22 protein-coding genes are annotated in these 26,628 nt (G+C 49.4%); 12 read left to right on the top strand and 10 right to left on the bottom strand.

Going from position 1 to position 26,628, the window contains the following annotated elements; translation table 11 throughout:
- Nucleotides 1–265: 265 nt before the first annotated feature.
- Nucleotides 266–1,522 (top strand): hypothetical protein, encoded by a 1,257-nt coding sequence (locus H6F68_RS00460; protein WP_190555734.1) that lies wholly within the window; start codon nucleotides 266–268, stop codon nucleotides 1,520–1,522.
- Nucleotides 1,523–1,649: 127 nt separating this feature from the next.
- On the opposite strand, the gene H6F68_RS00455 is transcribed toward H6F68_RS00460, so the two are convergent.
- The 3 genes from H6F68_RS00455 to H6F68_RS00445 all read right to left on the bottom strand — a co-directional run bounded on the left by H6F68_RS00455 (nucleotide 1,650) and on the right by H6F68_RS00445 (nucleotide 3,807).
- A complete protein-coding gene (locus H6F68_RS00455) occupies nucleotides 1,650–1,991 on the bottom strand; it encodes a DMT family protein (RefSeq protein ID WP_190555733.1) in 342 nt (113 codons plus the stop codon).
- A gap of 12 nt (nucleotides 1,992–2,003) precedes the next feature.
- A complete protein-coding gene (locus tag H6F68_RS00450; protein ID WP_190555732.1) occupies nucleotides 2,004–2,720 on the bottom strand; it encodes an ROK family protein in 717 nt (238 codons plus the stop codon).
- Nucleotides 2,721–2,895: 175 nt separating this feature from the next.
- Complete coding sequence (locus tag H6F68_RS00445) at nucleotides 2,896–3,807, bottom strand: branched-chain amino acid transaminase (protein WP_190435633.1); 912 nt, start codon at nucleotides 3,805–3,807, stop codon at nucleotides 2,896–2,898.
- Between the two features lie 97 nt (nucleotides 3,808–3,904).
- Here H6F68_RS00445 and H6F68_RS00440 point away from each other — a divergent pair, with 97 nt between their 5' ends.
- Nucleotides 3,905–5,698 carry a glycosyltransferase family 39 protein gene (locus tag H6F68_RS00440; RefSeq protein ID WP_190555731.1) on the top strand — a complete coding sequence of 598 codons (1,794 nt, stop codon included), beginning with the start codon at nucleotides 3,905–3,907 and terminating at the stop codon, nucleotides 5,696–5,698.
- A 9-nt stretch (nucleotides 5,699–5,707) separates the two neighbouring features.
- Here H6F68_RS00440 and H6F68_RS00435 read toward each other — a convergent pair whose 3' ends face one another.
- A complete protein-coding gene (locus tag H6F68_RS00435; RefSeq protein WP_242065280.1) occupies nucleotides 5,708–6,319 on the bottom strand; it encodes a DUF3318 domain-containing protein in 612 nt (203 codons plus the stop codon).
- A 47-nt stretch (nucleotides 6,320–6,366) separates the two neighbouring features.
- Complete coding sequence (locus H6F68_RS00430) at nucleotides 6,367–8,109, bottom strand: NupC/NupG family nucleoside CNT transporter (protein ID WP_190555730.1); 1,743 nt, start codon at nucleotides 8,107–8,109, stop codon at nucleotides 6,367–6,369.
- Between the two features lie 292 nt (nucleotides 8,110–8,401).
- On the opposite strand from H6F68_RS00430, the gene H6F68_RS00425 reads away from it, so the two are divergent.
- Complete coding sequence (locus H6F68_RS00425) at nucleotides 8,402–8,677, top strand: hypothetical protein (RefSeq protein ID WP_190555729.1); 276 nt, start codon at nucleotides 8,402–8,404, stop codon at nucleotides 8,675–8,677.
- Between the two features lie 12 nt (nucleotides 8,678–8,689).
- Here the strand turns inward: H6F68_RS00425 and alr are convergent, their stop codons facing one another.
- Nucleotides 8,690–9,883, bottom strand: coding sequence for an alanine racemase (gene alr / locus H6F68_RS00420; RefSeq protein ID WP_190555728.1), 1,194 nt, complete (start codon nucleotides 9,881–9,883; stop codon nucleotides 8,690–8,692).
- Between the two features lie 489 nt (nucleotides 9,884–10,372).
- Here alr and H6F68_RS00415 point away from each other — a divergent pair, with 489 nt between their 5' ends.
- From H6F68_RS00415 to nuoK, 9 genes are all read left to right on the top strand, one after another.
- Entirely contained in the window at nucleotides 10,373–13,384 is a 3,012-nt protein-coding gene (locus H6F68_RS00415; RefSeq protein WP_190555727.1) for an adenylate/guanylate cyclase domain-containing protein, read from the top strand.
- A gap of 83 nt (nucleotides 13,385–13,467) precedes the next feature.
- On the top strand, nucleotides 13,468–13,965 hold the full coding sequence (locus H6F68_RS00410; RefSeq protein WP_190435653.1) for an HNH endonuclease: 498 nt from the start codon (nucleotides 13,468–13,470) through the stop codon (nucleotides 13,963–13,965).
- 263 nt (nucleotides 13,966–14,228) lie between these two features.
- Nucleotides 14,229–15,497 carry a bifunctional oligoribonuclease/PAP phosphatase NrnA gene (locus tag H6F68_RS00405; RefSeq protein WP_190555726.1) on the top strand — a complete coding sequence of 423 codons (1,269 nt, stop codon included), beginning with the start codon at nucleotides 14,229–14,231 and terminating at the stop codon, nucleotides 15,495–15,497.
- A gap of 65 nt (nucleotides 15,498–15,562) precedes the next feature.
- Nucleotides 15,563–16,060, top strand: a complete 498-nt coding sequence (sixA, locus tag H6F68_RS00400) for a phosphohistidine phosphatase SixA (protein ID WP_190555725.1) — start codon at nucleotides 15,563–15,565, stop codon at nucleotides 16,058–16,060.
- Nucleotides 16,061–16,220: 160 nt separating this feature from the next.
- Entirely contained in the window at nucleotides 16,221–17,357 is a 1,137-nt protein-coding gene (locus H6F68_RS00395; protein ID WP_190435663.1) for a citrate synthase, read from the top strand.
- A gap of 549 nt (nucleotides 17,358–17,906) precedes the next feature.
- Complete coding sequence (gene nuoH / locus H6F68_RS00390; protein WP_190435666.1) at nucleotides 17,907–19,025, top strand: NADH-quinone oxidoreductase subunit NuoH; 1,119 nt, start codon at nucleotides 17,907–17,909, stop codon at nucleotides 19,023–19,025.
- 137 nt (nucleotides 19,026–19,162) lie between these two features.
- Nucleotides 19,163–19,768 carry an NAD(P)H-quinone oxidoreductase subunit I gene (gene ndhI, locus H6F68_RS00385; RefSeq protein ID WP_190435669.1) on the top strand — a complete coding sequence of 202 codons (606 nt, stop codon included), beginning with the start codon at nucleotides 19,163–19,165 and terminating at the stop codon, nucleotides 19,766–19,768.
- 40 nt (nucleotides 19,769–19,808) lie between these two features.
- A complete protein-coding gene (locus H6F68_RS00380; protein WP_190555724.1) occupies nucleotides 19,809–20,477 on the top strand; it encodes an NADH-quinone oxidoreductase subunit J in 669 nt (222 codons plus the stop codon).
- A 73-nt stretch (nucleotides 20,478–20,550) separates the two neighbouring features.
- Entirely contained in the window at nucleotides 20,551–20,856 is a 306-nt protein-coding gene (nuoK, locus tag H6F68_RS00375; RefSeq protein ID WP_190435677.1) for an NADH-quinone oxidoreductase subunit NuoK, read from the top strand.
- An 89-nt stretch (nucleotides 20,857–20,945) separates the two neighbouring features.
- On the opposite strand, the gene H6F68_RS00370 is transcribed toward nuoK, so the two are convergent.
- From H6F68_RS00370 to H6F68_RS00355, 4 genes are all read right to left on the bottom strand, one after another.
- Entirely contained in the window at nucleotides 20,946–21,164 is a 219-nt protein-coding gene (locus H6F68_RS00370) for a hypothetical protein (protein WP_190435680.1), read from the bottom strand.
- Between the two features lie 72 nt (nucleotides 21,165–21,236).
- Entirely contained in the window at nucleotides 21,237–22,094 is an 858-nt protein-coding gene (locus H6F68_RS00365) for an alpha/beta fold hydrolase (RefSeq protein WP_190555723.1), read from the bottom strand.
- 72 nt (nucleotides 22,095–22,166) lie between these two features.
- Nucleotides 22,167–25,199 carry an excinuclease ABC subunit UvrA gene (uvrA, locus tag H6F68_RS00360; RefSeq protein ID WP_190555722.1) on the bottom strand — a complete coding sequence of 1,011 codons (3,033 nt, stop codon included), beginning with the start codon at nucleotides 25,197–25,199 and terminating at the stop codon, nucleotides 22,167–22,169.
- A 243-nt stretch (nucleotides 25,200–25,442) separates the two neighbouring features.
- Nucleotides 25,443–26,444, bottom strand: coding sequence for an RNA-directed DNA polymerase (locus H6F68_RS00355; protein ID WP_190555721.1), 1,002 nt, complete (start codon nucleotides 26,442–26,444; stop codon nucleotides 25,443–25,445).
- Nucleotides 26,445–26,628: the final 184 nt, after the last annotated feature.

Here is a 26,628-nt window from a genome sequence, read left to right as displayed (position 1 = left end):
TGGTGGTGGCAATGAATTGCTGGAGTGAATCCATTTCTTGTGAGTTAGTTACGAGTCCTTCTCTCAGCCTAATAACTTCTCCTTATCCTTACAACTTGATTAGGATTGCTATAGCTTTGGTGGATTAATCGCAAGACAAGCCTATTTAGTAGCAGCAGGAGCTTACCCAGAAAGCGTCAAAAGTGAAATTCCCTGGATAAAAAAAGTTAGTCGCTTTGTCCTACTTGCATCGACGAATCGAGGGTTTGAGCCTAATAACTTTTTAGTGTCAAAAATTGTGGACTTATCAAGTGTCACAGGTTGGCTACCAATTCTGGGAGAGACTGCTAAAGGAGCTCCTTTTATTACCAACCTGAGAATTAGCTGGATTCGCTACTTTTCAGGGTTTAAGGGAAAAGAACCAGTAATGATCCAGCTTCTTGGCACCCAAGATGGCATTGTTAAGAGGGAAGATAGCATCGACATTCAGCAATTTCCCAATGGTGTACAGTTTGATATTCCTGAGGCGAATCATGACAATCTGTACCGCCCTCAAGGACCAAGTTCTCAGGCACTTGAAGAATGGGAACTACGCTATAAATTATTAAAATGGGCGATTTTACAATATAATCCTCAAAAACTTGAGCAGATTCCTTCAGAATTCAGCAGTAGCGTTACAGTTGACTCTGGAGAAAGCACATCTGAAACCACAACTGTTTTTGTTATACATGGTATACGCGATAGCAACAGTGGTTGGGCTAGGCAGTTGGAAGAGCACATTGAGAAGTTTTCCAATGAGAAAATTGCAGTAGTTTGCTCTACATATGGTTATTTTTCTGCTTTTAATTTCTTCTTTCCTTGGCTCAGGCGGCAAAACATTCGCTGGTTTCAAGATCAGTATAGTTATCACTTTGCTCTAAATCCCAAAACAGAATTCCACTTCATTGGTCATAGCAACGGGACATACATTCTCGGGGAAAGTCTGAAAAGAGTGTCAGCCATGAGATTTAATCGAATCTACTTAGCAGGCAGTATGCTACCTCGTGAGTATCCTTGGCAAGATCGTTTTGATTCAGGGCAGCTTAAAGAGCTACGAAATGATAGAAGTTGTTGGGATTGGCCAGTTGGAATTCTGTGCAGTGGTCTACGTGGACTTGGAATGAAAGATGTTGGCACTGGTGGATTTGATGGTTTCTATTTTGATGATGAGCGTACAGAAGAGGTCTACTATTACAAGGGAGGGCATGAAAAACCTCTCGATAAAGAGAACCAAACTAGTATTCTTGCGTTCGTTTTGAATGGAGAACGCTCTTGCCCCTTAAATCTTCTCGAACTATCAAAAATTTCTTCTAAGTTCCGGTTGATCTCGCGCATTGCCCCCTATTTTGCTCCATTGCTTCTAATACTAATTTTATCTATTGCTTGTTTGTGGGTTTGGTGGATTTTTCAAGGTTTTGCATGGAATAGTTTGGCATTTTGGCTTAAGTTCGTTCTATCATTAGCAGTCTTGTATGTTGTATATGTTCTCACCAAAACTGGCTGATCTATGTGCAATAGTTAGGTCATTCACTGATTAGGCTGCCAGCGTAGAGCTATTTCATAGAAATTTTGAAGTCATGACACCGTTGAAGAGCTAACAGTACAGTTCATTAATGCTGGCTCTAGCGTTTTTATCGTGGTTTTTCGCTGAAAATTAGGTAGGCTGCCCCTGCTAGAAGCATTGCGGCGAAAAAATAGTTGCGGGTTAGAGGCACCTTCATGTAAGCCACACTAAACCCTGCAAACACCAGCATCGTGATAATTTCCTGCAACACTTTTAGCTGGGGCAGGCTGAAGTAGGTCACACCGAGCCGATTGGCGGGCACCTGGAAACAGTATTCAAAAAAAGCGATCGCCCAACTGACAACAATGGCAATCCAAAGTGGAGCCGCCTTTAGATCCTTCAAATGACCATACCAAGCGAAGGTCATGAAGATGTTGGAGACCAGTAGAAGCAGAACTGGTTTGAGCATGTTTCGCTAGAGTTAGGATGGTTGATCTGGGTTGCCTTCAGAGGCATCACGCCACAAAGCGATGCCACCAAATAGACCAGTCACATTGGGCACAACTTTGACATTGGCTGGTAACTCGATCGCGATTTTGTCGGTATTGCCGCCTCCGATATGGAGAGCATCGTAGTTAAACAAATGCTCCAAAGACGCGATCGCCTTCTCCAATCGACGGTTCCACTTTTTCTTACCCACACGATCGAGTGCTTCTCGGCCTAACTGTTGCTCGTAGGTTTCCTCATTGCGGAACTCATGATGCCCCATTTCCAAATTAGGCACGAGTTGACCATTGACAAACAAAGCCGAGCCAAAGCCAGTACCCAGAGTGATCACTAACTCTACCCCTTTACCTACGATCGCCCCCATGCCTTGCATATCGGCATCATTCGCAACCCGCACAGGCTTACTTAGGCGCTGAGACAACGCAGTTGCTAAATCAAACCCGATCCAGCTAGGGTCAAGATTCACCGCCGTTGCTGTCACTCCGTTACGCACTACACCCGGAAAACCTACCGAAACGCGATCGAACTCGCCTTGGCCCTCGGTCAACTGGGCGATCACCACAATCACGGCATCCGGAATAGGAGGTTGGGGGGTTTCCACCCGCGATCGCTGCGTGAGTGCATGGCCCGCCTCGTCCAACACCATCACCTTTACACCGCTACCACCAATGTCTACTGACAGCGTTCGCATCAAATTTCCTCCTGGATGCAGTTATATGCCGACAGTGTAGTGAATCTGCAACCGCGATCGCTCTATCTCAAGAAACTTTCCGGATCATTGTCACGTAGTCGTGAAACAAGGAGTGGTAGATGCACCCTGATTGTGACCCCTGGCTATGGCTGGGGGTTTTTTGTTGCCAGGCAGATTACACAGCAATCGGAAAGACCCAATCTTGATATTTAGGGTCACGATTTTCGGTAATGGCAGTTAGCTTCTCTCTCAGCTTTTCCGTAATGGGTCTCTCTGTGGATAAGTGGTAATTCTCCACCCGCTGGACGGGCGTAATTTTAGCTGCAGTACCGCTAAGAAATACTTCATCCGCCGCAAACAATTCTGATTTATCCAGCGATCGCTCAATTACTTCAATTCCTAAATCACGCGCGATCGTCAAGACACTGTCTCTAGTGATGCCTTCCAGAATATCTTGATCAAATCCTGGGGTGATGATTTTGCCATTCCTCACCACAAAGATATTCATGCCCGAGGCTTCGCTGACCTTGCCTTGAGAGTTCATCAAAATCGCTTCATCAAAGCCAGATTCTACTGCTTCAGTCTTCGCCAAAGAAGAGGTAATGTAAGCGCCACTAATTTTGCCCCGCAGCGGTAAACTACGGTCTTCTTGGCGATACCAAGAACTAATGCGGCAGCTCACGCCTTCAGGAGATAAATAATCTCCCAACTCTAAGCCGTAAACAAAGAAATCTTTTTCAATATTGTGCAGTCTAGGAGCGATACCTAAGTCAGAAGTATAAACAAACGGACGAATATAAAAAGAAGTAGTCGGCCTATTTTTTTTGACAAAATCAACTAGAATTTGCTGAATTTTATCGGCTGGTAAATCGTAATGCAGAAACTTAGCGCTATTACTTAATCGCTTGCAGTGAGCATCCAAGCGGAACAACAAGAACTGCTGATCATTCTGAGGATCAGGAATGCCTCTCAAGCCACCAAACGCACCAGTTCCGTAATGTAGGGCATGAGTTGCAATGGAGAGGTTAGCTTCACCAAAGGGCACGAACTGGTTTCTAAAGTAAGCGATGGGCAGAAAGTTATGCATAAACCTGAGGAGCGCACTTCATAGAAAAGCCATTATACTATTCTGGCTTTCCCGATTTTGATGGTTTTACCCCTTTAGCTCGCTGAGGCGGTGTTGATTGAAGGCTCTTTCCCATAGTCGTTGGCTGCATCCCTGTTTGTTGTTGGGGTGGATCTTGCTGGGTGCGGCACTACGCTTTAACCACTTGGCTAATAAGGCATTGTGGACCGATGAATTTTCCACCTTGGTCTTCAGTTTGGGAAATAGCTTTCGTACGGTTCCCCTCGATCAAGTCATTACCATCCGCCGTCTCCTAGAGCCTTTGCAACCTGACCCAACCGCAGGCATTGATGGGGTGCTGCAACACCTGATGAGTGAGAGCACCCATCCGCCTTTATATTTTGTCTTGGCGCATCTATGGATGCAGCTATTTTCTCCAGAAAACGGCTTGGTCTCGATTTGGGTGGGGCGATCGCTGCCTGCTTTGCTGGGAGTTGTTTCTATTCCCGCCATGTTTGGCTTGGGTTGGCTCGCTTTCCGTTCTCGCTTGGCTGGGCAGTTAGCAGCGATGATCATGGCGGTGTCTCCCTATGGACTGTTTCTAGCGCAAGAAGCCCGACACTACACCCTCTCGATTTTATGGGTGATTGCGTCGCTTAGTTGTTTCGTCGTTGCTACCCAATTTCTCCGCGATCGCCGTCGTTTGCCCATTTGGATCGGCTTGGCTTGGGTGGTGGTAAACAGTTTGGGCATTGCCACGCACTATTTTTTTGGTCTGACACTATTTGCTGAAGCTTTTTTCTTGATTGGACAAGCGATCACTCAGAGCCGCCAAGACCCAGGCGCTTGGTTACGACCTTACTGGCGACGCATTTACGCAGTGGTAGCTGGCACAATCGTAGGTGGTTTAATTTGGCTACCAGCCTTGCAATCTGTCTATGGCAGCGACCTGACCGAGTGGATTGAAACGAGCGATCGCTGGAATCTCATGGCTTGGATTGGCCCCATTTTTCAAGCCTTAGCCGCCTGGATCACCATGCTATCTCTCTTACCTGTGGAAGCGGAACTGCTACCGATTGTGATCGCCTCTGGGGTAATCATGATCATTTATTTCATCTGGGCCATGCCCCTTTTGCATCAGGGTTTCCAAGCTCAATGGCATAGTCAGGAAGTTGGCCCAGGAGTACAGGTTTTGGCAGGATTTGTGCTGGGAGCGATCGCGCTGATCTTTGCGATTACCTACGGCTTGGGCACTGACCTGACCCGTGGCGCTCGGTACAACTTTATGTACTTTCCAGGGGTTATGGCTCTGGTTGGTGCCAGTTTAGCGGCTGTTTGGAACTCGGCTTCTGCCAATCGCACCCCGACAGAGCATCCCTCCTCAACTCCACAACGCACCTGGCTTCCCTTCAAAAAATATGGCAAACCAGCCATTCTTGCCGTGTTGTTGATGGGAGTTTTAAGCGGTTTGACCGTCACTAATAATTTGGGCTACCGCAAATATTACCGTCCCGACCTATTGGCTCCTGTGATTCGAGCCACATCCCAAGTACCGACGCTGATTGCCACAACGCATAATACCCATGTGCAAACAGGAGAACTAATGGGACTAGCCTGGGAATTTTGGCATGATAGTGCGTCAGACAATTCCACCAAAGACTTGCCTCAGTTTTTGTTGGCGCACCAGACTTGTAATCCTAAGCAAACCGCCTGCCAACAATCAGCCGAAGTTCTCCAGCAAAACTTGGCCGATCTTCCCCGACCTTTCGATTTGTGGCTCGTGAACTTCTACACCAGTTCAGAATCAGCGTTGCCCAGTTCTCTACAAACCCAAGGATGTGCGGTTGACCCCAAGCTAAATTCTGGGGTAAATGGGTACAGCTATCAGCTCTACCACTGCTTGAAGCAGTGATAACTGGGGCTATTCTTGCCTTAAGGTTTCTGGTGTGGCGACAGGAGACAAACCTGCGATCGCTCGTAAATTCTGGCAACGAACTAGTTCTGTAAAGCTCAATTGGAGTCGGCCTTCGATTTGAGCCACTGCTTCGATCGCGCTCAACAAATGACGAGCCGCTTCTGCTTCTGTATAGCCTCGACGCAAAGCTACTCGAATCGCGGCTTCATCCGTTTCGAGTTCTCGCTGGGAACTTTGAGTCGAGCGCCAGATCTGGGTGCCTGCGATCGCCGCTAGTCCTCCTGCCATCAACAGCCCTACCGCATCTCCCTGCACCGCTTCTACACCCGCCCCCACCAAGCCAACGGCAATTAAACCGCGATAGAGGTCTGGCTTGAACCACTTAATGCCAATCAACCAGCTCACCGCTCGCAACAACGTCAAATCCCGTTGCGGGCGAGACAACTGGCTCCACAGGTCAAAGTTGATGAAGACTGGGCGATTGGGCGACCAAGGTACCGGATAGGAATAGTCAATCACCCGCGATTGATCCGGTTTGTTCACAATGCGGCAGAGCATCCGCCCGGAGGCAGGCATGATATCTAGGAGGCGGCGAACTTCGGGGTCAGGATTCATCATGTCCCGATTTTACAAGTTATTGCTCGAGCGATCGCCCCTCTTACCCATTAAGGACGGGGAGAAGCCGATGGGGTAGCTCTGGTAGCTGGTGTTGTTCCTGCGGGCGCGGTCGTAGGTGGAGTTGTTGCAGTTGGCGCAGTTTGAGGCGCAGCCTGAACTCTAGGGCTGGCCGTGGGAGAACTAGTTACGGGGGGAGTAGTCGCGGTAGGACTAGCCGCTGGGGATGTCGTTGGTGCGGTTGTGGCTGGTGCGGTTGTGGCTGGTGCAGTTGCTGGAGTGGTAGCGCTGGGGCTGCTTGGGGCTACCGTAGTAGCTGGGCTAGTGGGGGATGCTGTCGGCGAGGCACCAGGGGTTACGGCTGGCGCAGTGATCGCTGGAGGTTGGTCGCCTAAGATGCTGCCATTCCCTTCTTGGTAAAAGACACCTGCCACTGCTGCGATCATCATGGTCGCTAAGGTGCCGACAAATAACGCTTTCCAACCCAGTTCGGAAATATCTTTGCGGCGAGACGGAATCAGGGCGATCGTGCCTCCCACAAAGATTCCCACTGAAGCCAAGTGAGCAAAGCCAGATAGCGCATAGCTAATAATCAAAACAGCGCGATCGCTAATCACCCGCTCTGCTCCGGGTAAAGCAGCTGCCGTCGCCAATGCTTGATAAGGGGGAATCGCTGTTTCTAGCAGTCTGCGGCCAATAATTACCGAGGATTGCCACAGCTCATTCCAATCTAAGGAAACGCCCGTCAAAAAGGTGAGCGGCAAGAAGAGCACACCCTCGATATTAGCCAGCGTCACCACACTGAAAATTTGCCCAATGGGGCCAGGAATAGCAGCTAATGCAGCAAAAATTTGGTTAATTAAGGAGACTAAACCCAAGATCAGGATCAGCACTGCGGCGATCGCCACCGCCATTTTGACCCCATCTAACGCCCCCACAATAGCTGCGTCCATTGGGCTAACGCGCTCGATCGGCTCTCCACCTACCGTTTCATGCTTAGGTGCGTCCTCAAAATCTGACTCTACAACCGCTGCTTCTTTCCGGGTCGTGGCTTTTGACTCCATCGGAATGCCGCCCGCTGTCAAGGGAACTTCGGTTTCTGGCACTAAGATCTTGGACAGGACAAAGCAAGCAGGAATGGCAATAATCGAGGCTGAAACCAGGTGTCCCAGAATGTTGGGGAAGACAGGCCGCAGGAAGCTAACGTAGATCGCCAAGGTCGAGGAAGCAGCGGTGCCAAAACAGCAAGACAGAATGGCACAGAGTTCACTGCGCGTCATTTTGGGCAGGTAAGGCTTCACCACGATCGCCGCCTCAATGCCGACGAAGATATTAGCAGCTCCACTCAGGGCCTCTGCCCCGCTCAGGCGCATGACTGCGTAAAAAACCTTAGCAAAAATATTAGTAATAACCTGGATGACGCCAATGTTGTAGAGCAAGGCCATCAAGCCAGAAAAGAAGATAACTGTGGGCAAGGCGCGAAAGGCAAAAATGTAGCCTAAATTGACATCCGCAGGTCTGGTAGGCAAGGGTACGAGGTTTTTGCCGAAGACAAAGCTCGCCCCCGTATCTGCGGCCAAAAAGACACTATCTAATAAACTACTAAATCCTTGGAGTGCCGCTCTAGTAGGAGGAAACAGAAACACCAAGGCTCCCAGCACGAGTTGCAATAGAATGCCTGCTATCACCACCCGCCAAGGAAAAACACGTAGGCTCCGGTTTTCAGAGAATAGCCAAGCGACCGCACAGAGACCAAAAATGCCGAGAAAAGAAAGTAGGTTTAGGTAGCTCATAGGCTTAGTTCGTCTGCTGATGGTGCAGGTTGACTCGTCAAAATCTCTTCAATTCAGAGTTAGCAGCAATATTCCCTGCTTGACAGAAATATCACAGTCCACTGATAAAGTTGCCCAGAAGTCTATAGAAAATAGCACTTCGGTTCTAGTGAAACCTTAAGTAGGGCGATCCAGATCGGAATTCCCTGAAACTTTAAGATTTACTGTCAGTGAGCCGACAAATTTAATTTCCTCTGGGAAACAGCAGGACAATCGCGTTAATAATAAACAGTTAATCTCAACAACCTTTGGCATGGACGCTTTCGATCCCATTGCGCCTGACTGGACTCAATCCGCCACACACGCCCATGAGTTTCATTGTCCTCAATGTCATGCACCCAGCCTAGATGCCCAACAAGTTTGGCTTAACCGCCGATCGCCCGTGTATACCGAAAACCATCGTCGCAAATGGCAAGAGTTTTACCAATGCCAATGTGGTTATGCTTGGTGGGCTTGGAGTAGCGATCGCCCTCCTTCCAAGTTTGGCGATCGCGAGTTACCCCAAGAAGATCTACCCGGTTTTTGGTAGTACACCGGACACCTAGCTTTGTCCTACAGCGACCCGTGGCAAACGATGCTTAAACCCACAAAGAATTTCCCAAGAAATCGTGCCGAGAGTGGTGGCCCAATCATCAGCAGTAATGCGATCGCGGCCATCTTGCCCCAACAGTGTTACCACTTCCCCAGCCTCTAAATGGGGAATACCCGTCACATCAATCATGAGTTGGTCCATTGTCACCGCGCCCAACTGCCGCACCCGTCGCCCCCGGATTAGACCTGTGAGCTGATTGGACAGATTGCGCGGTACTCCATCGGCATAACCAATCCCCACCACCGCGATCATCATTTCTCGGTCAGCGACGAACTTGTGGCTGTAGCTGACTCCTGTACCTGGCTGGATTGTTTTCACTTGGGTAACTCGCGCCTTCACTTGCAGCGCTGGCTTTAGGTCTACTACAGGTTGCAGATGAGGAGCGGGATAGAGACCATACATCGCTAGGCCGACCCGCACTAAGTCGTAATGCAAGTTGGCATCGCTCAGGGTTGCGGCAGAGTTGGCAAGATGCAGCCGAGGTAAAGCTATTCCTGTGGCTTGCAGTTGCGCGATCGCGGCTTCGAATCGTTCCTGTTGCAACCGCATGATCGTAGGGTCGGGGCTATCAGCAGTTGCTAAATGCGAGTAAATGCTGGCGATCTTTAAATGGGGTAAGCGCTCTACTAATTGCACAAATGCGATCGCCTGTTGCCAAGGAGTACCCAAACGAGACATTCCCGTATCCAGCTTGATATGGACAGGTAAGGGTTGAGGATGGGACATATCACTCAGAGTTTCTGAGAACACCAATGCCTGTTTGGGGCTACCCAGCGTGGGTTGCAGCTGCCAGTGGGCGATCGCGCGGATTTGCTCTGGGCTGTAAGTCGCCCCTAAAACCAAAATGGGTGCTTCAATGCCTGCTTCTCGCAGGGCAATGCCTTCGGGAATTGTGGCGACTCCTAACCAAGCCGCACCATGCTGTAACACCGTCTCCGCCACAGTCACCGCACCGTGGCCATAAGCATCTGCTTTCACCACTGCCATTAGCGCTGTTTTGGGCGCTAGCAAACTCTTAAGCTGCCGAATGTTGTAAGCCAAGGCACTCAAATCTACTTCTACCCAAGCCCGCTCACACAGAGGTTCTCTCGGCACCTCACGTTGTATAGAGGCAGTTCTTAAATCTGGCTCCCAGCTCAACATATTCCTTACCCTCCTTCCACTCACACCACTTCAGCTCTACGACTCTAGGCGCATCGTCCGAATAGACTTACCGCACCGTAGCGTTTTAGTCCCCCACCTCGGCCCTCTCTAAAGCTAGGAGTCAAGACGAGTTAATAAAATTTACCAGCAGTGTAACCAGTGCGCCGGATTGTCACAAGTTTGTCTGAACTCTCCACCAAGCAGCAGCACCATTCCGTTAAGACAAACAAAATAACTTTAAGTACAGAGCCTAAATGAAGAAGTTATGAACAAATTCAGCAGTTTTACTGAGACAAAGACGCAGTTCAGGATATTGATTTGAGATAGAGGTAAACGTATGCTGAGTTTCCTCAGGCTTATACAGCGAGGCAAGCGAAATCATGGTTGAGTTTGAAGCTGCCGCCAGAAAGTATCAGAGGCTACTACGCCTGAAGCGGAGAGAAATCTGATGCAAGAGTCAATAATGCCGAATTCTGTGAAGGGAATTCAATGAAACTGCGCCAGCGAACTCTGCTACTGATTAGCGTGGCTCTAGTGGGCCTGGTAGGAGGTCTCTACACTAGCTCCTCCACCATTTTGCTGGGTAGTTTTGCCAAGCTAGAAGCAGAAGATACACAACGCAACGTCGAGCGGGCGATCGATGCCTTTGAAGCAGAAATTGACAAACTGAACTTCACCGTCCATGACTGGGCTGAGTGGAACGATACTTATCAATTTGTGCAGGATGGCAACAGCACCTACCTCACCGCCAACCTCAATGCAGCTACGATCACCCGCCTTCAAGTCAACCTGATGCTCTACACTCAGCTTTCAGGGAAAACCATCTTTGGCAAAAGCTTCGACTCGAAAACTCAGCAACTCACCGCGATTCCGCCTAGCATTCAGAGCTACTTAGCGGCTCATCCTTCCCTGCTACAGCCGCCTAGCACCACAAATCGGCTATCAGGGGTCGTGCTGATGCCAGAAGGCCCCATGCTGGTTGCCTCCAGCTTAATTTTGACTGGGGAAGGCAAGGGGCCTGCACAAGGTACTCTCCTGATGGGGCGCTACTTAGACAGCGCTACGGTTCAACGCCTGGCTAATATTACTCATCTTTCGCTCACGGCTTATCGCATTGATGCTCCGCAGCTACCTCCTGATCTAGCGACTGCCAGAACCAGCCTCAGCACTCAAGCTCCTTCTAAAAATAGCGATCGCATTTTTGTTCAGCCCTTAAGCTCAGAGGCGATCGCAGGCTATACCCTCATCAACGACCTCAACGGCAAACCAGCCATTCTCTTGCGCGTAGAGTTACCGAGACGAATTTATCAGCAAGGGCAAGCCAGCCAACGTTATCTGCTCCTAACCTTGCTCATTATTGGTTTAGGATTCGGCATTGGCACACTGCTGCTGCTAGAGCGACTGGTGCTACGGCGGCTAGGCCACCTGATGGGTGAAGTCAGCAAGATTAGCTCATCTAGAGATTTCTCGTTGCGAGTCGCGTCTCTCGGCTCCGATGAATTGTCTAATTTGGGATCTGCGATTAACCAAATGCTAGAGGCGTTGGGCAAGTCCCAGTGGCAACTGCGTCACAGCCAGGAAAACTATCGGCTGGTGGTAGACAACATCAAAGAAGTGATTTTCCAAACTGATGGGGCAGGAGTTTGGCAGTTTTTGAATCCTGCATGGAGCAGGATCGCTGGATTTGCCGTAGAAGAAAGTCTAGGCCAGCATTTTCTCAGCTACATTCACCCGGAAGATCGCCCTTATCATCGGCAGCAATTTCAGCGCTTGATGACTCAGCAGGCCCCGGACTATCGCGCTGAAGTACGGCTGCTGACCAAAGACGGCAAGCTGTGCTGGATGGAGCTAGAAGCTCAAGCCACCTTAGATGCCAAAGAGCGAGTTGTAGGACTATCTGGCACGCTTTACGACATCACGAAGCGTAAACAAGCAGCCACAGCCGTCCAATTGCTGCAAAACGTCACTCAGGCAATTAGCGAAGCCGAGGATTTCGCCACGGCTCTCGAAGTCGCTCTCAGCAAAGTTTGTGAAGCCACGGATTGGGATTATGGGGAAGCCTGGATTTCCTGCCCAGAGCGAGTTGCGTTGGAACTCAGTCCTGCTTGGTACAGCAATTCTCCAATCATGCGAGACTTCCGCCGCCTCAGTGAAGCTTTCACCTTTCCCTTAGGAGCAGGCTTACCAGGACGAGTTTGGCTCTCCAAACAACCAGAGTGGATTCAGGATGTTTCTCAAGAGGCGTATCAGCACTTTTTACGAGTGCACATTGCCCTAGAGGTGGGTCTCAAAGCAGGCTTTGGCGTGCCCATTACCGCAGAAGGTGAAGTACTAGCAATCCTCGTTTTCTTTATGTTTGAAGCGCGGGAAGAAGACCGAGGTTTAGTGGAACTGGTGTCAGCGGTCGCCACTCAACTCGGCTCTGTTCTGCAACGTAAACGCGCTGAAGAAGCACTGCGCTTGGCGGAAGAAAAATACCGCAGCATTTTTGAGAACTCGTTGGAGGGGATTTTTCAAACTGCACCCAATGGCAACTACCTCAGCGCCAACCCAGCCCTAGCAAGAATTTATGGCTATAGCAGCTCAGAAGATTTGATCGCTAACCTCACCAGTGCTGAGCAGCTTTATATAGAACCCGATCGCCGCACAGAATTTATTCTGGCTTTAGAACAAGAGGGAGTGGTGTCCCGGTTTGAATCGGAAGTCTATCGGCGAGACGGCAACCTAATTTGGATTTCCGAGACCGCCCGAGCGGTACGCGATGCCAAAGGGAAACTCCTCTACTACGAAGGCACTGTTGCCGACATCACCGATCGCAAGCGGTTCGAAGCAGCTCTGCGGTTACAGCAAGCCAAGGCCGAAGAGTTGTTGCTCAACATTCTGCCCCCATCGATCGCGGAAAAACTGAAACAAAATTCTGGGGCGATCGCGGATAGCTTCCCAGACGTGACGGTACTCTTTGCCGACATCGTCAACTTTACTCAGCTTGCGGCTCGCATCTCACCCACTGAACTGGTCAATCTACTCAATCAAATTTTCTCTGCTTTTGACCGCTTAGCCGAACGCCACGGCCTCGAAAAAATCAAAACCATTGGCGATGCCTACATGGCCGTAGGGGGTGTGCCCATCCCCTGTGCTAATCACGCTGAAGCGATCGCCGAGATGGCCCTGGATATGCAAACCGCGATCGCCCAACTCAATCTAGAGCAGCACGAAATCTTTCCCATTCGCATTGGCATTAATACAGGCCCAGTCGTCGCAGGCGTGATTGGCATCAAGAAGTTTATCTATGATCTTTGGGGCGACACAGTTAACATTGCCAGCCGCATGGAATCGGAAGGTCTAGCGGGCTGCATTCAAGTCACAGCTAGCACTTACCAATGTTTGCAAGACAAGTATTTATTTATTGAGCGTGGCGAAATTCCGATTAAGGGTAGGGGAGAGATGAAAACTTATCTTTTGGTAGGTAGAAAAACCGCTTCTGGCATTGAGGCTGCCTAAGTTAGGCTTGATCCCGCTAGACGCGGCAGAGCAGATGTGAGCTGTGTTACTATCTGTGAAAATATTCTCTCTGTCAACCATCAATGAGCAAGGTTCTGGTGCTAAACGCCTCCTACGAACCACTCAACATTACGAGCTGGCGACGGGCGATCGTTTTACTTCTCAAAGGCAAAGCAGAACAGGTAGAACACAACGGCAAATGTGTCTACTCTGATTTTCCACTGCCAACGGTGATTCGGCTGCGGCATTATGTCAGGGTGCCTTACAAGGAAATTCCACTCACACGACGAAATATCCTCCACCGAGACAGTCACTCTTGTCAATACTGTGGCTACACAGGTGATGACCTAACCCTCGATCATGTGATTCCGCGATCGCGCGGCGGGGATGACAGTTGGGAAAATATTGTGACTGCTTGTGTTCGTTGTAATGTCAAAAAAGGCAACCGCACTCCCAAAGAAGCCAATATGCCTCTAGACTATCCACCGCGCAAGCCTCACAGTGGCCTGTACTTTGAAGTCACAAAGCATGTCAAGAACGGCGGACATCAGGAATGGCGTAAATATGTAATTGGTATCTGACCCCCGTGTGCAAGTAAGCGCGGGGTTTTTAATTGCTGATCTAGCAATCCCAGATGGGTTGAGAGAGGCGTACCCCGCCCATTATCTGTGGGTGAAGCGCTCACCTCTACTGCTTCGTAGATACTCTGCGAGCAGTATGTCGTTCTACGAGTTTTTTGCGAAGATCAAGGTGTACAGATCAACGGCTCAATCGCTGATTTCTGCCAGTTTGTAGCATTGCCGCGATTGGGATACGAGACTTCTAGACCCAACTTTGTGCCAGTATGTCATCTAACTCGCTTAGGTCTCGCAACAATATCGTTCTAAACTCAGAATCAGCAGCAGAAACCATTGTGGAAGCCAAGTCTGTCGAATATCCAGCAGTTGAGTATCCAGAGGTTCGAGCCATCCCAAATGTTGGCGATCGCCAAGCCCAACGCTTGTTAGATTCCAAGGATCAAAAAGTAGAAGCGCTCCGCCAAAATTTAGAGCGGCATCAAGGCGAACGCCAGCTGATCATCCTGCAAGATTTTCCCGACCCAGATGCCCTCTCTTCAGCTTGGGCCTACAAACTGATTGCTGAGCAGTACAACATTCAATGTGAAATTGTTTATGCAGGGACGCTCAGCCACCAAGAAAATATTGCCTTAGTGAAGCTGACTAATCTACCTGTGCAGCGCTGGACGGTGCAAAGTACTAAAACCAAAGATTTATCGGTTTATCAAGGTTGTGCCCTAATTGATAACCAAGGTACAACTAGCCAACTCCTGACATTAGTACAACAGGCAGGCATCCCAGTGACGGTGGTAATCGACCATCACAGCATGCAGGGTGGATTGAATCCAGAATTCTCTGATATTCGCCCTCATACGCGGGCAACAGCTACTATTTGCGCCCACTATCTCCAAGCAGGCTTACTGAACCTTGACAGCAGCATTAGTCAGCATGTCAAGTGCGCGACTGCCCTAATGCACGGCCTGCGCTCCGACACCAACACCCTAATGCAGGCGCAAGAGGAAGACTTTCTCGCAGCCGCTTATTTGAGTCGGTTCTACGACACCCAGTTGCTCAACGCAGTCCTTCAGTCCGCTCGCTCCAAGCGGGTGATGGACGTGATTGAGCGATCGCTCCGCAACCGGATTGTGCAAAATAACTTCTCAATCGCTGGGGTGGGTTACTTACGCTACGATGATCGCGATGCCATTCCGCAAGCTGCCGACTTTTTGGTCACAGAGGAGAACGTCCATACTGCCATGGTTTATGGCATTGTCCACGATGAGGACGAAGAACTCGAAGTTGTGATTGGCTCCTTGCGAACGAGCAAGATTACTCTCGACCCCGACGAGTTTATTAAAGAAGCCTTTGGTCAAGATGCCCAAGGCCGTTTTTTTGGGGGTGGTCGCTTCACCGCAGGCGGGTTTGAAATTCCAATGGGATTTCTCTCTGGCTTCAACGAAAATGCTGAATACGCCAAGATGAAATGGGAAGTCTTTGATGCCCAAATTAAGCAAAAGCTGCTGCGGCTGGTGAATCCAGAAGATACGTTTATTTAGTTGAGCTAACCTCGCCCCAAACCCCTCTCCTGCGAAGAGAGGGGCCTTGAATCGGAAAAGTTTCTATGTCTGACCTCTACATCATTCGTCACGGCATTGCAGCGGAGCGGGGCACCTATGCTCGCGATGAGGAGCGCCCCCTAACTGAGGAGGGTCGTCGCAAAACTCGCCAAGTTGCCAAGCGCTTGGTTGAACTCAAGCTGCAATTTGACTTGATTCTCACGAGCCCTCTGGTGCGGGCACAGCAAACCGCAGAGATTTTGCAAGCTGAAGGCTTAAGTGCTCAACTGGAAGTGTCAGATTATTTAGCGCCTGATGGCAGCTTAGAAGCTTGGCTAGCCTGGTTTGAGGAATGGCAGCGATCGCACCCTGATGCTCCTTTGGCGATCGTGGGGCATCAACCGGATCTAGGCAACTGGGCAGAAACTCTGGTTTGGGGTCAAGCGCGCGAAGGGTTGGTATTAAAAAAGGCTGGAGTGATTGGGCTAACAATCCCTGGCTCGGGTCAGGCGATCGCAAATAGTTCTCTATTTTGGCTTAGCCCACCGAAGTTCTTGCTATAACACTTCCCTAGCGGTTTTCTGGTAAGTTAGCCTAAATATAGCGTTCACAAATTGGTTGTGAACCAGGGGTATGAGGGCACCGCTCTCACGCAGGAGTTCCACCCCTGCACCCTGTCGCCATATAACCTCAGTATGTCTTAAGCAACCGGACGGTAGAGCCATGTCTATCTGCGAGTATCGGCCAGGTCTAGAAAATATTCCTGCCACCCAATCCAGTATTAGTTACGTTGATGGTCAGCGCGGTGTTCTGGAATATCGCGGTATCCGGATTGAAGAACTCGCAGAAAAGAGTACCTTCCTGGAAACTGCCTATTTGCTGATTTGGGGCGAACTGCCCACAAAAGCCGAACTCGATGCCTTTAAAGAAGAAATTCAGTACCACCGCCGTGTGAAATTCCGGGTGCGGGACATGATGAAATGCTTCCCAGAGAGCGGACACCCAATGGATGCTCTGCAAGCTTCAGCCGCTGCCTTGGGCTTGTTCTACTCTCGCCGTGATCTGCACAACCCCGCTTATATTCGGGCGGCAGCGGTACGGTTGTTAGCCAAGATTCCTACGATGGTGGCAGCATTCGAACTGATTCGCAAAGGTAACGACCCAGTTCAGCCCAGAGATGATTTAGACTACGCAGCTAACTTCTTGTACATGCTGAATGAGCAGGAACCAGATCCCCTAGCCGCAAGAGTGTTTGATGTGTGCCTGACACTACACGCCGAGCATACGATCAACGCTTCGACTTTTTCAGCAATGGTCACAGCCTCAACTCTGACTGACCCCTATGCAGTCATTGCGTCGGCTGTTGGCACTCTGGCAGGCCCCCTCCACGGTGGTGCGAATGAAGAGGTAGTTTCGATGCTAGAAGGAATTGGCTCTGTCGCCAATGTCCGTCCCTACTTAGATGGTCTTTTGGAGCGCAAAGCTAAAATTATGGGCTTTGGGCACCGCGTCTACAAAGTCAAAGACCCCAGAGCCACGATTCTGCAAAGCTTGGCTGAGCAGCTATTTGAGAAGTTTGGTCGAGACAAATACTACGACATCGCGATCGAGCTAGAGCGAGCTGTAGAAGAAAAGCTGGGTTCCAAGGGAATTTACCCCAACGTTGATTTCTACTCTGGTCTGGTTTATAGCAAATTGGGCATTCCCACCGATTTGTTTACGCCTGTCTTTGCCATCTCGCGGGTAGCTGGCTGGCTGGCCCACTGGAAAGAACAACTGGCCGAAAACCGCATTTTCCGCCCCACCCAGATCTATACCGGGACTCACGAAGCGCCCTACATTCCGATCGAAAAGCGCTAGTTGTTCTTCCCTATCAACGCTATAACTTAGCTGCGATCGCCCCCTAGATCCACTAGTGATGGGTCATGCCCCCTTGCTGTTCGGGATCAAGCTTGTCAGGATAAGCAAAGTGACGATTTTCAGGAACTCCAGCCCTCAAGCGTGTTGTTTGGGGGTTTTTTGTATGGCAATTCCTAATGAGTTGTGAAAGGCCCCCCACAGGAAGTACGCCTCTCACAACTCGCTAAAAATTTTCTATGGAATCCATAGAGTTTTAGCAAATTAGATTTTTAGATGGGTTGAAGTGAGGGCAGAGCCGCCATCCTCAGTTAAAGATGCTAGGGCTTTAATAGGTACAACTTCTTATGGCTAAGACCGCTGACAAGCCCGTCCAGCGATATACTAGGCACTGTAGAAGTCAAACATTCTTCATAAAGAAACTTAAGTGATCAGTCCATTCTAGTTAGCTGCTGGATTGAGAATTTAGACAGCGACCACAAACTATAAAGTTGCCCACTCAGCAGCTTTTAATTTGGTTGAACGAACTCAGCGATCGCCATTATTGAAAACATGAATCCAGGAATTGACCTACAAGGAAGTTTTATCCAAGCGCTTGTGCAGCTAGGCTTACCCGCCGATGTTGCTAGACTCGTTTGGCTGCCCCTGCCGATGGTTGTGATGCTTCTAGGCGCTACCGTCGGTGTCTTGGCTTGTGTTTGGCTAGAGCGGAAAATCTCAGCCGCCGCCCAACAACGGATTGGCCCAGAGTTCATTGGTCCTTTGGGAGCCCTCGCTCCGGTGGCTGACGGCCTCAAGCTAGTCCTGAAAGAGGATATTATTCCGCTCAAAGCCGACCCTATCCTGTTTACCCTAGGACCCGCGATCGTCGTGATTCCGGTGTTTCTGTCCTACCTAATCGTGCCTTTCGGACAGAATCTGCTAATCACTGACCTGAACATTGGCGTCTTTCTCTGGATTGCCCTCTCTAGCATTGCCCCCATTGGCCTGCTCATGGCCGGGTATGCCTCGAATAACAAATATTCCTTGATTGGGGGACTGCGGGCAGCCGCTCAGTCAATCAGCTACGAAATTCCCCTGGCTTTGTCGGTCTTAGCGATCGTGATGATGTCGAACAGCCTCAGCACGATTGACATCGTCAACCAACAAGCAGGCTACGGCATTCTAGGGTGGAATATTTGGCGGCAACCTGTAGGCTTCTTAATTTTCTGGATTGCTGCCCTCGCTGAATGTGAGCGCCTCCCCTTTGACTTACCAGAAGCGGAAGAAGAACTGGTCGCTGGCTATCAAACTGAGTACACCGGAATGAAGTTTGGCCTCTTCTACCTCGGTTCTTACGTCAACTTGGTACTCTCAGCCCTCTTCGTCGCTGTGCTATACCTGGGTGGTTGGGAATCCCCCATTCCCCTGGGTTTAATTTCCAACTGGTTCGGCATTAGCGAAACGACGCCTTGGTTGCAAATTATCACTGCAACTTTGGGCATCACCATGACCCTGCTCAAGGCCTATTTCCTAATCTTCCTGGCGATCTTGCTGCGTTGGACAGTACCACGGGTAAGGATTGACCAACTCCTCGACTTAGGATGGAAGTTTCTTTTACCTGTAGGCTTGGTGAACTTATTACTGACTGCGGCCCTTAAGCTCACCCTTCCCTTTGCCTTTGGTGGCTAGGTTGGGTAGCTAAAACTACAGCTTAGACAGCCTCGGATGAAGCTGGATATCGAATTGTTAGCCAACTGTATCCTGACTTCATCCCTCTCCCTTCAAGAAGCAAGCTCCATCCTTCATCCTTCAAGAACGGTGACTCCATGCTCAAGTTCCTCAAACAAGTTGGCGACTACACCAAAGAAGCGGTACAAGCCGCTCGCTTCATTGGTCAAGGCTTATCTGTAACCTTCGACCACATGCGCCGACGACCCATTACAGTCCAGTATCCCTACGAAAAACTAATTCCCTCTGAGCGGTTTCGAGGGCGGATTCACTTTGAGTACGACAAATGTATCTCCTGTGAAGTCTGCGTCCGCGTTTGTCCAATCAACCTGCCAGTCGTAGATTGGGAATTTAACAAAGAAACTAAGAAGAAACAGCTCAAGCACTACAGCATCGACTTTGGAGTTTGCATCTTCTGCGGTAACTGTGTGGAATATTGCCCCACCAACTGTCTGTCGATGACGGAAGACTACGAGCTATCAACCTACGATCGCCACCAGCTGAACTATGACAACGTGGCTCTAGGTCGCTTGCCGTATAAAGTCACAGATGACCCAATGGTGACACCGCTACGAGAGCTGGTTTACTTACCCAAAGGTGTCATGGACCCTCATGATCTGCCCCCCGGTAGCCAGCGAGCAGGCCAGCGCCCGGAAGAGATTTCGGAACAGCTTGAGCAAAATTCTGAGAAGACCCAAGCGTAATTAGCTTGACGCGCATGCATTCTAAGGAGATCAAAGGATAGTGAATCTAGCGGAAGGAGTTCAGATTGTCTCATTCGGCCTGCTAGGTCTGATGATGATTGGGGCAGCTCTTGGTGTGGTACTGCTGTCTAATATCGTTTACTCAGCCTTCTTGCTTGGTGGTGTGTTCATCAGCATTGCTGGGCTGTACATTTTGCTGAATGCGGGCTTTGTCGCTGCGGCTCAAGTACTCATTTATGTGGGAGCCGTCAACGTCTTGATTCTGTTTGCCATCATGTTGGTAAACAAGCGAGAAGACTTTAAGCCTATGCCCAACGCTTGGGTGCGTCAGGCACTGACCGGATTGGTTTGTGTAAGCTTGTTTGCCCTGCTCAGCACCATGGTGCTTTCAACTCCTTGGTCTCTCTCAACTGCGCCTGGTGCTGGAGATGATGCCATTGTGGTAATTGGCAAACACTTCTTCAGTGACTTTTTACTGCCGTTTGAATTGGCCTCGATCTTGCTGCTAATGGCTTTGGTGGGCGCAATTATCCTAGCTCGCCGTGAGTTCCTACCAGACGACACCTCCACTACGCAAACTCAACGCCAAGTTTTTACCTTGCAAGAACGGCCCAGAGAAGCAGTTCCCGCTTTAAGTGGGAGCCGAATTAAATCATCCCAATCGGGTGCTGAAGGACCAGTGACCCCCAGCGATCGCTTAGATCCTTAATCCTACCTATTCCATGAATGGTGTTGATTTCTAAGCTTTTAGTTGATTCGTTTAGTCACCCGTGAGGAGATTTATGCAACTTGAATACTTTTTGCTGTTAGCGGCTGCTCTTTTTTGCATTGGCATTTATGGCCTCGTCACCAGCCGGAACGCGGTACGAGTATTGATGTCGATCGAATTGCTGCTGAACTCCGTCAACTTAAATTTGATGGCGTTCTCGAACTACCTCGACTCCGCAGAGATTAAAGGTCAGGTATTCACAGTATTTGTGATTACGATCGCGGCAGCAGAGGCAGCAGTGGGTCTAGCGATCGTGCTAGCTATCTACCGCAACCGTGACACGGTGGACATGGAACAGTTCAATCTCTTGAAGTGGTAGTTATAGCGCATTCAACCGTGAGCTGCCCTCCAGGTTTGCTAATTAAAAAGCGATCGCTCTCCTAGCTTCAAAGAGGGCGATCGCTTTTTCTATAGTTCGGCTTGGTAGTAGTCGTTCGGTTTCATCTCTCCGACTGCATCTCTGTCTTTGTTGATGCAGCCTGGTTTTTGAGTAAATTGGCAAACCCTAGCCCATAGCGTTGCCCTAGTCCCCGGTGGGCCGACAGAGAACAAGACGCGATCGCCAGTCGGAATTCTCAAAATTTTGACACCACAAGCAGAGCAAACTTCGGTGTTTCCTTGACTCATGACTTCGTTTTACCTTTGAAGGTCAGACCACTGGTATACAAGCTTTCCCGGTATAGTAAATCACCCTTAAGACTACTTCTTGGCTAAAAACTCACGCATGTACTGATTTACGAGCTGGGGCCGCTCTTGTTGCACCCAATGGCTACAGTCAGGAATATATTTAATCTGAAAATCTCTCACATATTGTTCTGTTCCGTAGGTGAGTTCTTTTCCTAGGGCCGTATCCTCCTCGCCCCAAATCATGAGCGTGGACACCTCTAGCACTCCCCAATCTGGCTTAAACAACCCTTGCTGAAAGGCGTTCCGATAATAGTTCAGCATGGCGGTGAGGGCACCTGGTTTAGCCACTGCCTGTTTATAGGTTTGTATGTCCGCTGCGGTAAAGGCATCTTTATGCACTGCCATCCCCTTAAAAGCTGCCTCTAGCGGTTGATAATCGCCCGCTTGGATCAGCCACTCCGGGAGCCAAGGTAATTGGAAGAAAAAGATATAGGAACTGCGAAGCAACTGCTGGGGTGTGCGGAGTCCTTCGGCAAACCTGGCTGGGTGCGGTAAGTTCAGGATGATCAGGCGATCGAGCAGTTCTGGATGGGCATAGGCGAAATTCCAGGCGATCGCGCCTCCCCAGTCGTGTCCCACTAGCACGCACTTGTCGTACCCTAAGCCCTGGATCACGCCTTTGATGTCTTTGATAAACTCCGCCATCACATAAGCGGATTGCTCAGATGGCTTATCACTATCGTTGTAGCCGCGCAGATCCAGCGCCACGACTTTGTAGTCCTTGGCAAACTCCGGAATTTGTTTGCGCCAGGAATACCAAAACTCCGGGAAGCCATGCAGCATCAACATCAACGGCCCTTCGCCTTGAGTGACGTAGTGCAGCTTGATGCCGTTGGTCGAGGTATAGGCGTGAGTCCAAGATTCAGACATAACTAGTTTGAGGATGTAGGCTTGCCACTCCCTTTTAGACAAAAAATAGTTGTCTTAAATCCCCTCTAAGATTCACTCTGTAGGAGCGAGAGAGCGATATTGCTCTAAGACCTGCTTGAGATAGTGTCCGGTATGCGATCGCTCGTTCTCTGCTACCTCCTCTGGGGTGCCCACGGCAATAATTTCACCACCTTTGTCGCCGCCTTCGGGACCGAGGTCAATCACCCAATCGGAGCAGCGAATCACATCCAGGTTGTGTTCAATTACGAGGACCGAGTTGCCCTTGTCTACCAAACGCTGCACCACATCCAGCAACTTGTGGACATCGTAGAACGAAAGCCCTGTCGTGGGTTCATCGATTAGATAGAGAGTTTTACCTGTGGCGCGGCGAGATAGCTCGGTGGCTAGTTTCACTCGTTGAGCTTCACCGCCAGAGAGAGTGGGTGCGGTTTGACCGAGACGGATATAACCTAAACCCACATCAACTAGAGTTTGTAGGCGGTTAGAGGCTTGGGGAATGTTTTTGAAAAACTCGTAGGCTTCCTCCACGGTCATATTGAGGACATCGGCGATCGATTTGTTCTTGTACTTCACCTGGAGGGTTTCGCGGTTGTAGCGGGCTCCCTTGCAGACATCGCATTGCACATAAACATCGGGGAGGAAGTTCATCTCGATCACGTTCACCCCCTGACCACCGCAGGCTTCACAGCGTCCACCTTTGACGTTGAAGGAGAACTGCCCTGGTTTGTAACCTCTAGCCTTGGCTTCGATCGTCTCCGCAAACACATCCCGAATCACATCAAACGCGCCTGTGTAAGTGGCAGGGTTAGAACGAGGAGTGCGGCCAATCGGTGATTGATCGATGACAATCACTTTGTCGAGGGCATTCAGGCCATCTAGAGCTTCCATTTCCTTGGGGAAGGGAACTTTATGGCCGAAATGGTGTTGTAGCGCTGGATAGAGCAGCTCATTGATTAGGGTGGATTTACCAGACCCCGAAACACCCGTAACGCAGACTAATTCGCCTAAAGGAATTTCGACACTTACCTGCTTGAGGTTATTGCGAGAAGCCTTTTTAATCTTTAAAGCTCGGCCATTACCTTCTCGGCGTTCGGTTGGCGTGTGAATCACTTGGCGACCCGACAAGTAAGCCCCTGTCAAGGAATCAGGAGCCGCTAAAATGTCCTCAAAGCTACCTTGGGCAACAATATGGCCGCCATGAATCCCCGCGCCAGGGCCAATATCTACGAGGTGATCGGCAGCGCGAATGGTTTCTTCGTCGTGCTCGACCACAATCAGCGTGTTGCCCAGGGTACGAAGCTTGTCGAGAGTACGGAGCAATCGGCCATTATCTCGCTGGTGCAAGCCGATGCTAGGTTCATCCAAGACATAGAGCACCCCTGTAAGACCCGATCCGATCTGCGTAGCGAGACGAATTCGTTGGGCCTCTCCTCCAGAGAGAGTCATGGCGGTGCGATCGAGCGTTAGGTAATCTAGACCCACATCCAGCAAAAATTGCAAACGAGCTTTGATTTCTCGCAGCACCAAATCCCCAATTGTGGCTTGGCGATCGCTCAGCTTCAAACCTTCTACTCGGTTTAAGCATTCTTGAATAGAAACGCCAGTCAGCTCATTGATCTGGTATTGGCCCAGCCGCACGCTCAGCGATTCTGGCTTCAGCCGTCGCCCTTGACAAACATCGCAAGGTTGATCGACCAGATATTGCTCTAGCTTCTGCTTGTAGAGGTCCGAACTGGCTTCTTCGTACTGGCGTTGCAGGATATTGAGGGCACCTTCGTACCGCCGCACGTAGCTTTTCTGATCACGATAGCGGGAATCCACTTCAATTTTGATCGCGTCTTTGGAGCCATTCAGGATGATCTGCTGCTGCTCGCGGGTGAGCTTGTTCCAGGGTGTTTGGATGTCAAAACCGAAGGCTTCTCCGACGCTGTAGAGCAAGGAGAGGTAATAAGTGTTGTCTTTATCCGACCAAGGGGCGATCGCGGCATAGACGGGTAAGGCTGGATTCGGCACTACCAAATCTGCGGAAAAGGTGCGGTGACTGCCTAAACCATGACAATTGGGGCAAGCACCATAGGGAGAGTTGAAGGAGAACAAACGAGGGGACAGTTCTTCCATCACCGCACCATGTTCTGGGCAGGCAAAGTTTTCTGAAAACACTAATTCTCGTGGTAGCCCGTACTGCCCACCGGGTTCTGCGGCTACTGGCACTGAATTTTTAGCTGCGTTTTTCCCCGTCGGGAGAGCCACTACGTTGGAATCTGTACCAGACTCAGCATCAGAGGCAGACAGAATATCAATGATCGCGATACCTTCCGAGTGCCGTAAGCAGGTGGTGAGCGAATCGACTAGGCGTTCTTCTAGGTCAGGTTTCTTGACCAAGCGATCGACCACGATCTCGATGTTGTGGGCTTGGTTTTTCTCTAGCTCGATCGAGTCACTGAGGTCACGCACTTCGCCGTTGACCCGCACTCGGACAAAGCCTTCAGAGGTGAGGCTAGAGAGCAGTTTCTTATGGGTGCCCTTCTTGCCCCGAACCACAGGAGCCAAAATTTGGAAGCGGGTACGATCGGGCAATTCCATGATGCGATCGCACATCTGATCGATGGCTTGGGGGGCAATGGAGCGATCGCAGTGGGGACAGTGGGGTTCTCCGGCTCGTCCGAACAAGAGTCTCAGGTAGTCGTAAATCTCGGTGACGGTGCCAACGGTGGAGCGGGGGTTGTGGGAGGTAGATTTTTGGTCGATGGAAATGGCGGGGCTGAGTCCTTCGATCGCATCGACGTCGGGTTTATCGACTTGGCCCAAAAATTGCCGCGCATAGGCACTGAGAGACTCGACATAGCGCCGCTGCCCTTCGGCGAAAATGGTGTCAAACGCTAAGGAAGATTTGCCAGACCCAGACACCCCGGTAAAAACGATGAGGCGATCGCGGGGCAGTTCTAGGTCGATGTTCTTGAGGTTGTGCTGGCGGGCTCCCCGAATCCGAATAGTGTTTTGGTCCACTGACTTCGCCTGGGATGGATGATGTCCATTGGTAGGCTCGGTGGATTTGCGGTTGGCAGAACGGGAGCGTTGAGACATGAAGGGCAGCGCTAAACAGTCCTTAATGATTCTATCGCTGCTAATCCCTCAACTGCGATCGGCATCCCGTATTAATTGGTTCATTTTTACTAGGGTTATCCGAGGAGGCGATCGGATTTTGGCTGTTTAACAATTCTTGATAAGGAAGTGTCAGCAAACTCAGTGGCTCCAGTGAAAGCTTTTATCTACTCCTTGCAGCAAGAGTAACTTACTGTTATGCACTTAAGCAAAGCTATTTTGCATCTACTTATCTAACTGATGATGTACTGAACCACTTATTAAATATGATGCTATGGCTTTATCTAAAATGTCTCCCCTCGCTGAGGCTAGATTGATCCAATGAGTCATTTCATCCCGAGATAGTATTGAAGCAGTATACAGAACAGCCCTTTTATCCCAAGGTCCCAAGACATCTAAGCTATCTTTGTATTCCTTTACCCAGGTTGTATCACCTTTACGCTTTGCTATCAGAGCTTTTTCTCTAATCCGCTTAATTGAGTCGTAGTTAATTGAAAGATTAATTTTATTGAAATGCTTATTTTGGAGGAAGTGAAAAATCCAAATATTTATGTATGGTAGCTCAATATACTTTTGAGACAAAATAAATTCAAATATATTCTTATAGCTTTGTACTTGCTTTTCAGAAATAACTCTATTGAGGTAGATAATTACTTCTCGGATAACAGGCAAAAGTTTCTCAAAATTATTCAAGATTATTGGTACTAAATTTCGATATCTATAATTTGAAGCTTGACGGAGCAAATGTCTGGTAAGCCCTATGTCGAGATATCTTTCACTTAAGATTTTTTGAAGTAACTCTTCATACGCAGCTGTCACAACTTTAAATTTTTCATCATTTTTCAAATCCTCGATAGACGAAGGACCTTCGTCTACCTCTAAGAATGGAAGATAATGACTACTTAGCTCTACTTTTTTACTGCATACATACTCATCAAATCCACGAAGAATTGCTTCTTTTTCGATTTTCTCTTCACTCTTATTATACTTTTCTTTAAATTCTTCAACGGTAATAATGCGAGTTTTTTGATCTGAAAGTACAAGTCTATGGGATCCATACAAATATCTTGTTAGTTCATGTAATACAAACTGTGCTTTTTCCTTGGATGGGAAGAATATTCTGATGTCATCAACCCATCGAGTGAAATCTCGTGTAAAAGTCGCTATTTTCTTGTCTATGTCTCCCATAATTGCCTCGGCCAAAACGATGCTAGGAGCAGGACCCACAGGAATCCCTCGCGATGTATTCGTATTGAGCCCCATTAAAAATTTTTCTAAAATCTTTGCATGATCATCATAGAAAGTGTTTGTAAAAGTTAGTTAAGCAGTTTTAGAGTTCCATCTCCGTCGATTCTTGGTTAATCGTCGCAGCATCAATCGAATCATGACCACATAAATCATGCCTTCGTGA

Origin of the sequence: Trichocoleus sp. FACHB-262 (genome assembly GCF_014696035.1) — a bacterium.
GTDB lineage: Bacteria > Cyanobacteriota > Cyanobacteriia > FACHB-46 > FACHB-46 > Trichocoleus.
Note: the sequence above shows the minus strand (reverse complement) of the source record. Positions and strands in the feature narration are given on the sequence as shown.

Coding starts and splice junctions, on each gene's coding strand:
- H6F68_RS00395 (WP_190435663.1), top strand. CDS start 16,221: ATGTCTATCTGCGAGTATCGGCCAGGTCTAGAAAATATTCCTGCCACC.
- H6F68_RS00370 (WP_190435680.1), bottom strand. CDS start 21,164: ATGAGTCAAGGAAACACCGAAGTTTGCTCTGCTTGTGGTGTCAAAATT.
- nuoK (WP_190435677.1), top strand. CDS start 20,551: ATGCAACTTGAATACTTTTTGCTGTTAGCGGCTGCTCTTTTTTGCATT.
- H6F68_RS00450 (WP_190555732.1), bottom strand. CDS start 2,720: ATGCGAACGCTGTCAGTAGACATTGGTGGTAGCGGTGTAAAGGTGATG.
- H6F68_RS00415 (WP_190555727.1), top strand. CDS start 10,373: ATGAAACTGCGCCAGCGAACTCTGCTACTGATTAGCGTGGCTCTAGTG.
- uvrA (WP_190555722.1), bottom strand. CDS start 25,199: ATGTCTCAACGCTCCCGTTCTGCCAACCGCAAATCCACCGAGCCTACC.
- ndhI (WP_190435669.1), top strand. CDS start 19,163: ATGCTCAAGTTCCTCAAACAAGTTGGCGACTACACCAAAGAAGCGGTA.
- H6F68_RS00410 (WP_190435653.1), top strand. CDS start 13,468: ATGAGCAAGGTTCTGGTGCTAAACGCCTCCTACGAACCACTCAACATT.
- H6F68_RS00365 (WP_190555723.1), bottom strand. CDS start 22,094: ATGTCTGAATCTTGGACTCACGCCTATACCTCGACCAACGGCATCAAG.
- H6F68_RS00435 (WP_242065280.1), bottom strand. CDS start 6,319: ATGATGAATCCTGACCCCGAAGTTCGCCGCCTCCTAGATATCATGCCT.
- H6F68_RS00445 (WP_190435633.1), bottom strand. CDS start 3,807: ATGCATAACTTTCTGCCCATCGCTTACTTTAGAAACCAGTTCGTGCCC.
- alr (WP_190555728.1), bottom strand. CDS start 9,883: ATGTTGAGCTGGGAGCCAGATTTAAGAACTGCCTCTATACAACGTGAG.
- H6F68_RS00405 (WP_190555726.1), top strand. CDS start 14,229: ATGTCATCTAACTCGCTTAGGTCTCGCAACAATATCGTTCTAAACTCA.
- H6F68_RS00430 (WP_190555730.1), bottom strand. CDS start 8,109: ATGAGCTACCTAAACCTACTTTCTTTTCTCGGCATTTTTGGTCTCTGT.
- nuoH (WP_190435666.1), top strand. CDS start 17,907: ATGAATCCAGGAATTGACCTACAAGGAAGTTTTATCCAAGCGCTTGTG.
- H6F68_RS00425 (WP_190555729.1), top strand. CDS start 8,402: ATGGACGCTTTCGATCCCATTGCGCCTGACTGGACTCAATCCGCCACA.
- H6F68_RS00455 (WP_190555733.1), bottom strand. CDS start 1,991: ATGCTCAAACCAGTTCTGCTTCTACTGGTCTCCAACATCTTCATGACC.
- sixA (WP_190555725.1), top strand. CDS start 15,563: ATGTCTGACCTCTACATCATTCGTCACGGCATTGCAGCGGAGCGGGGC.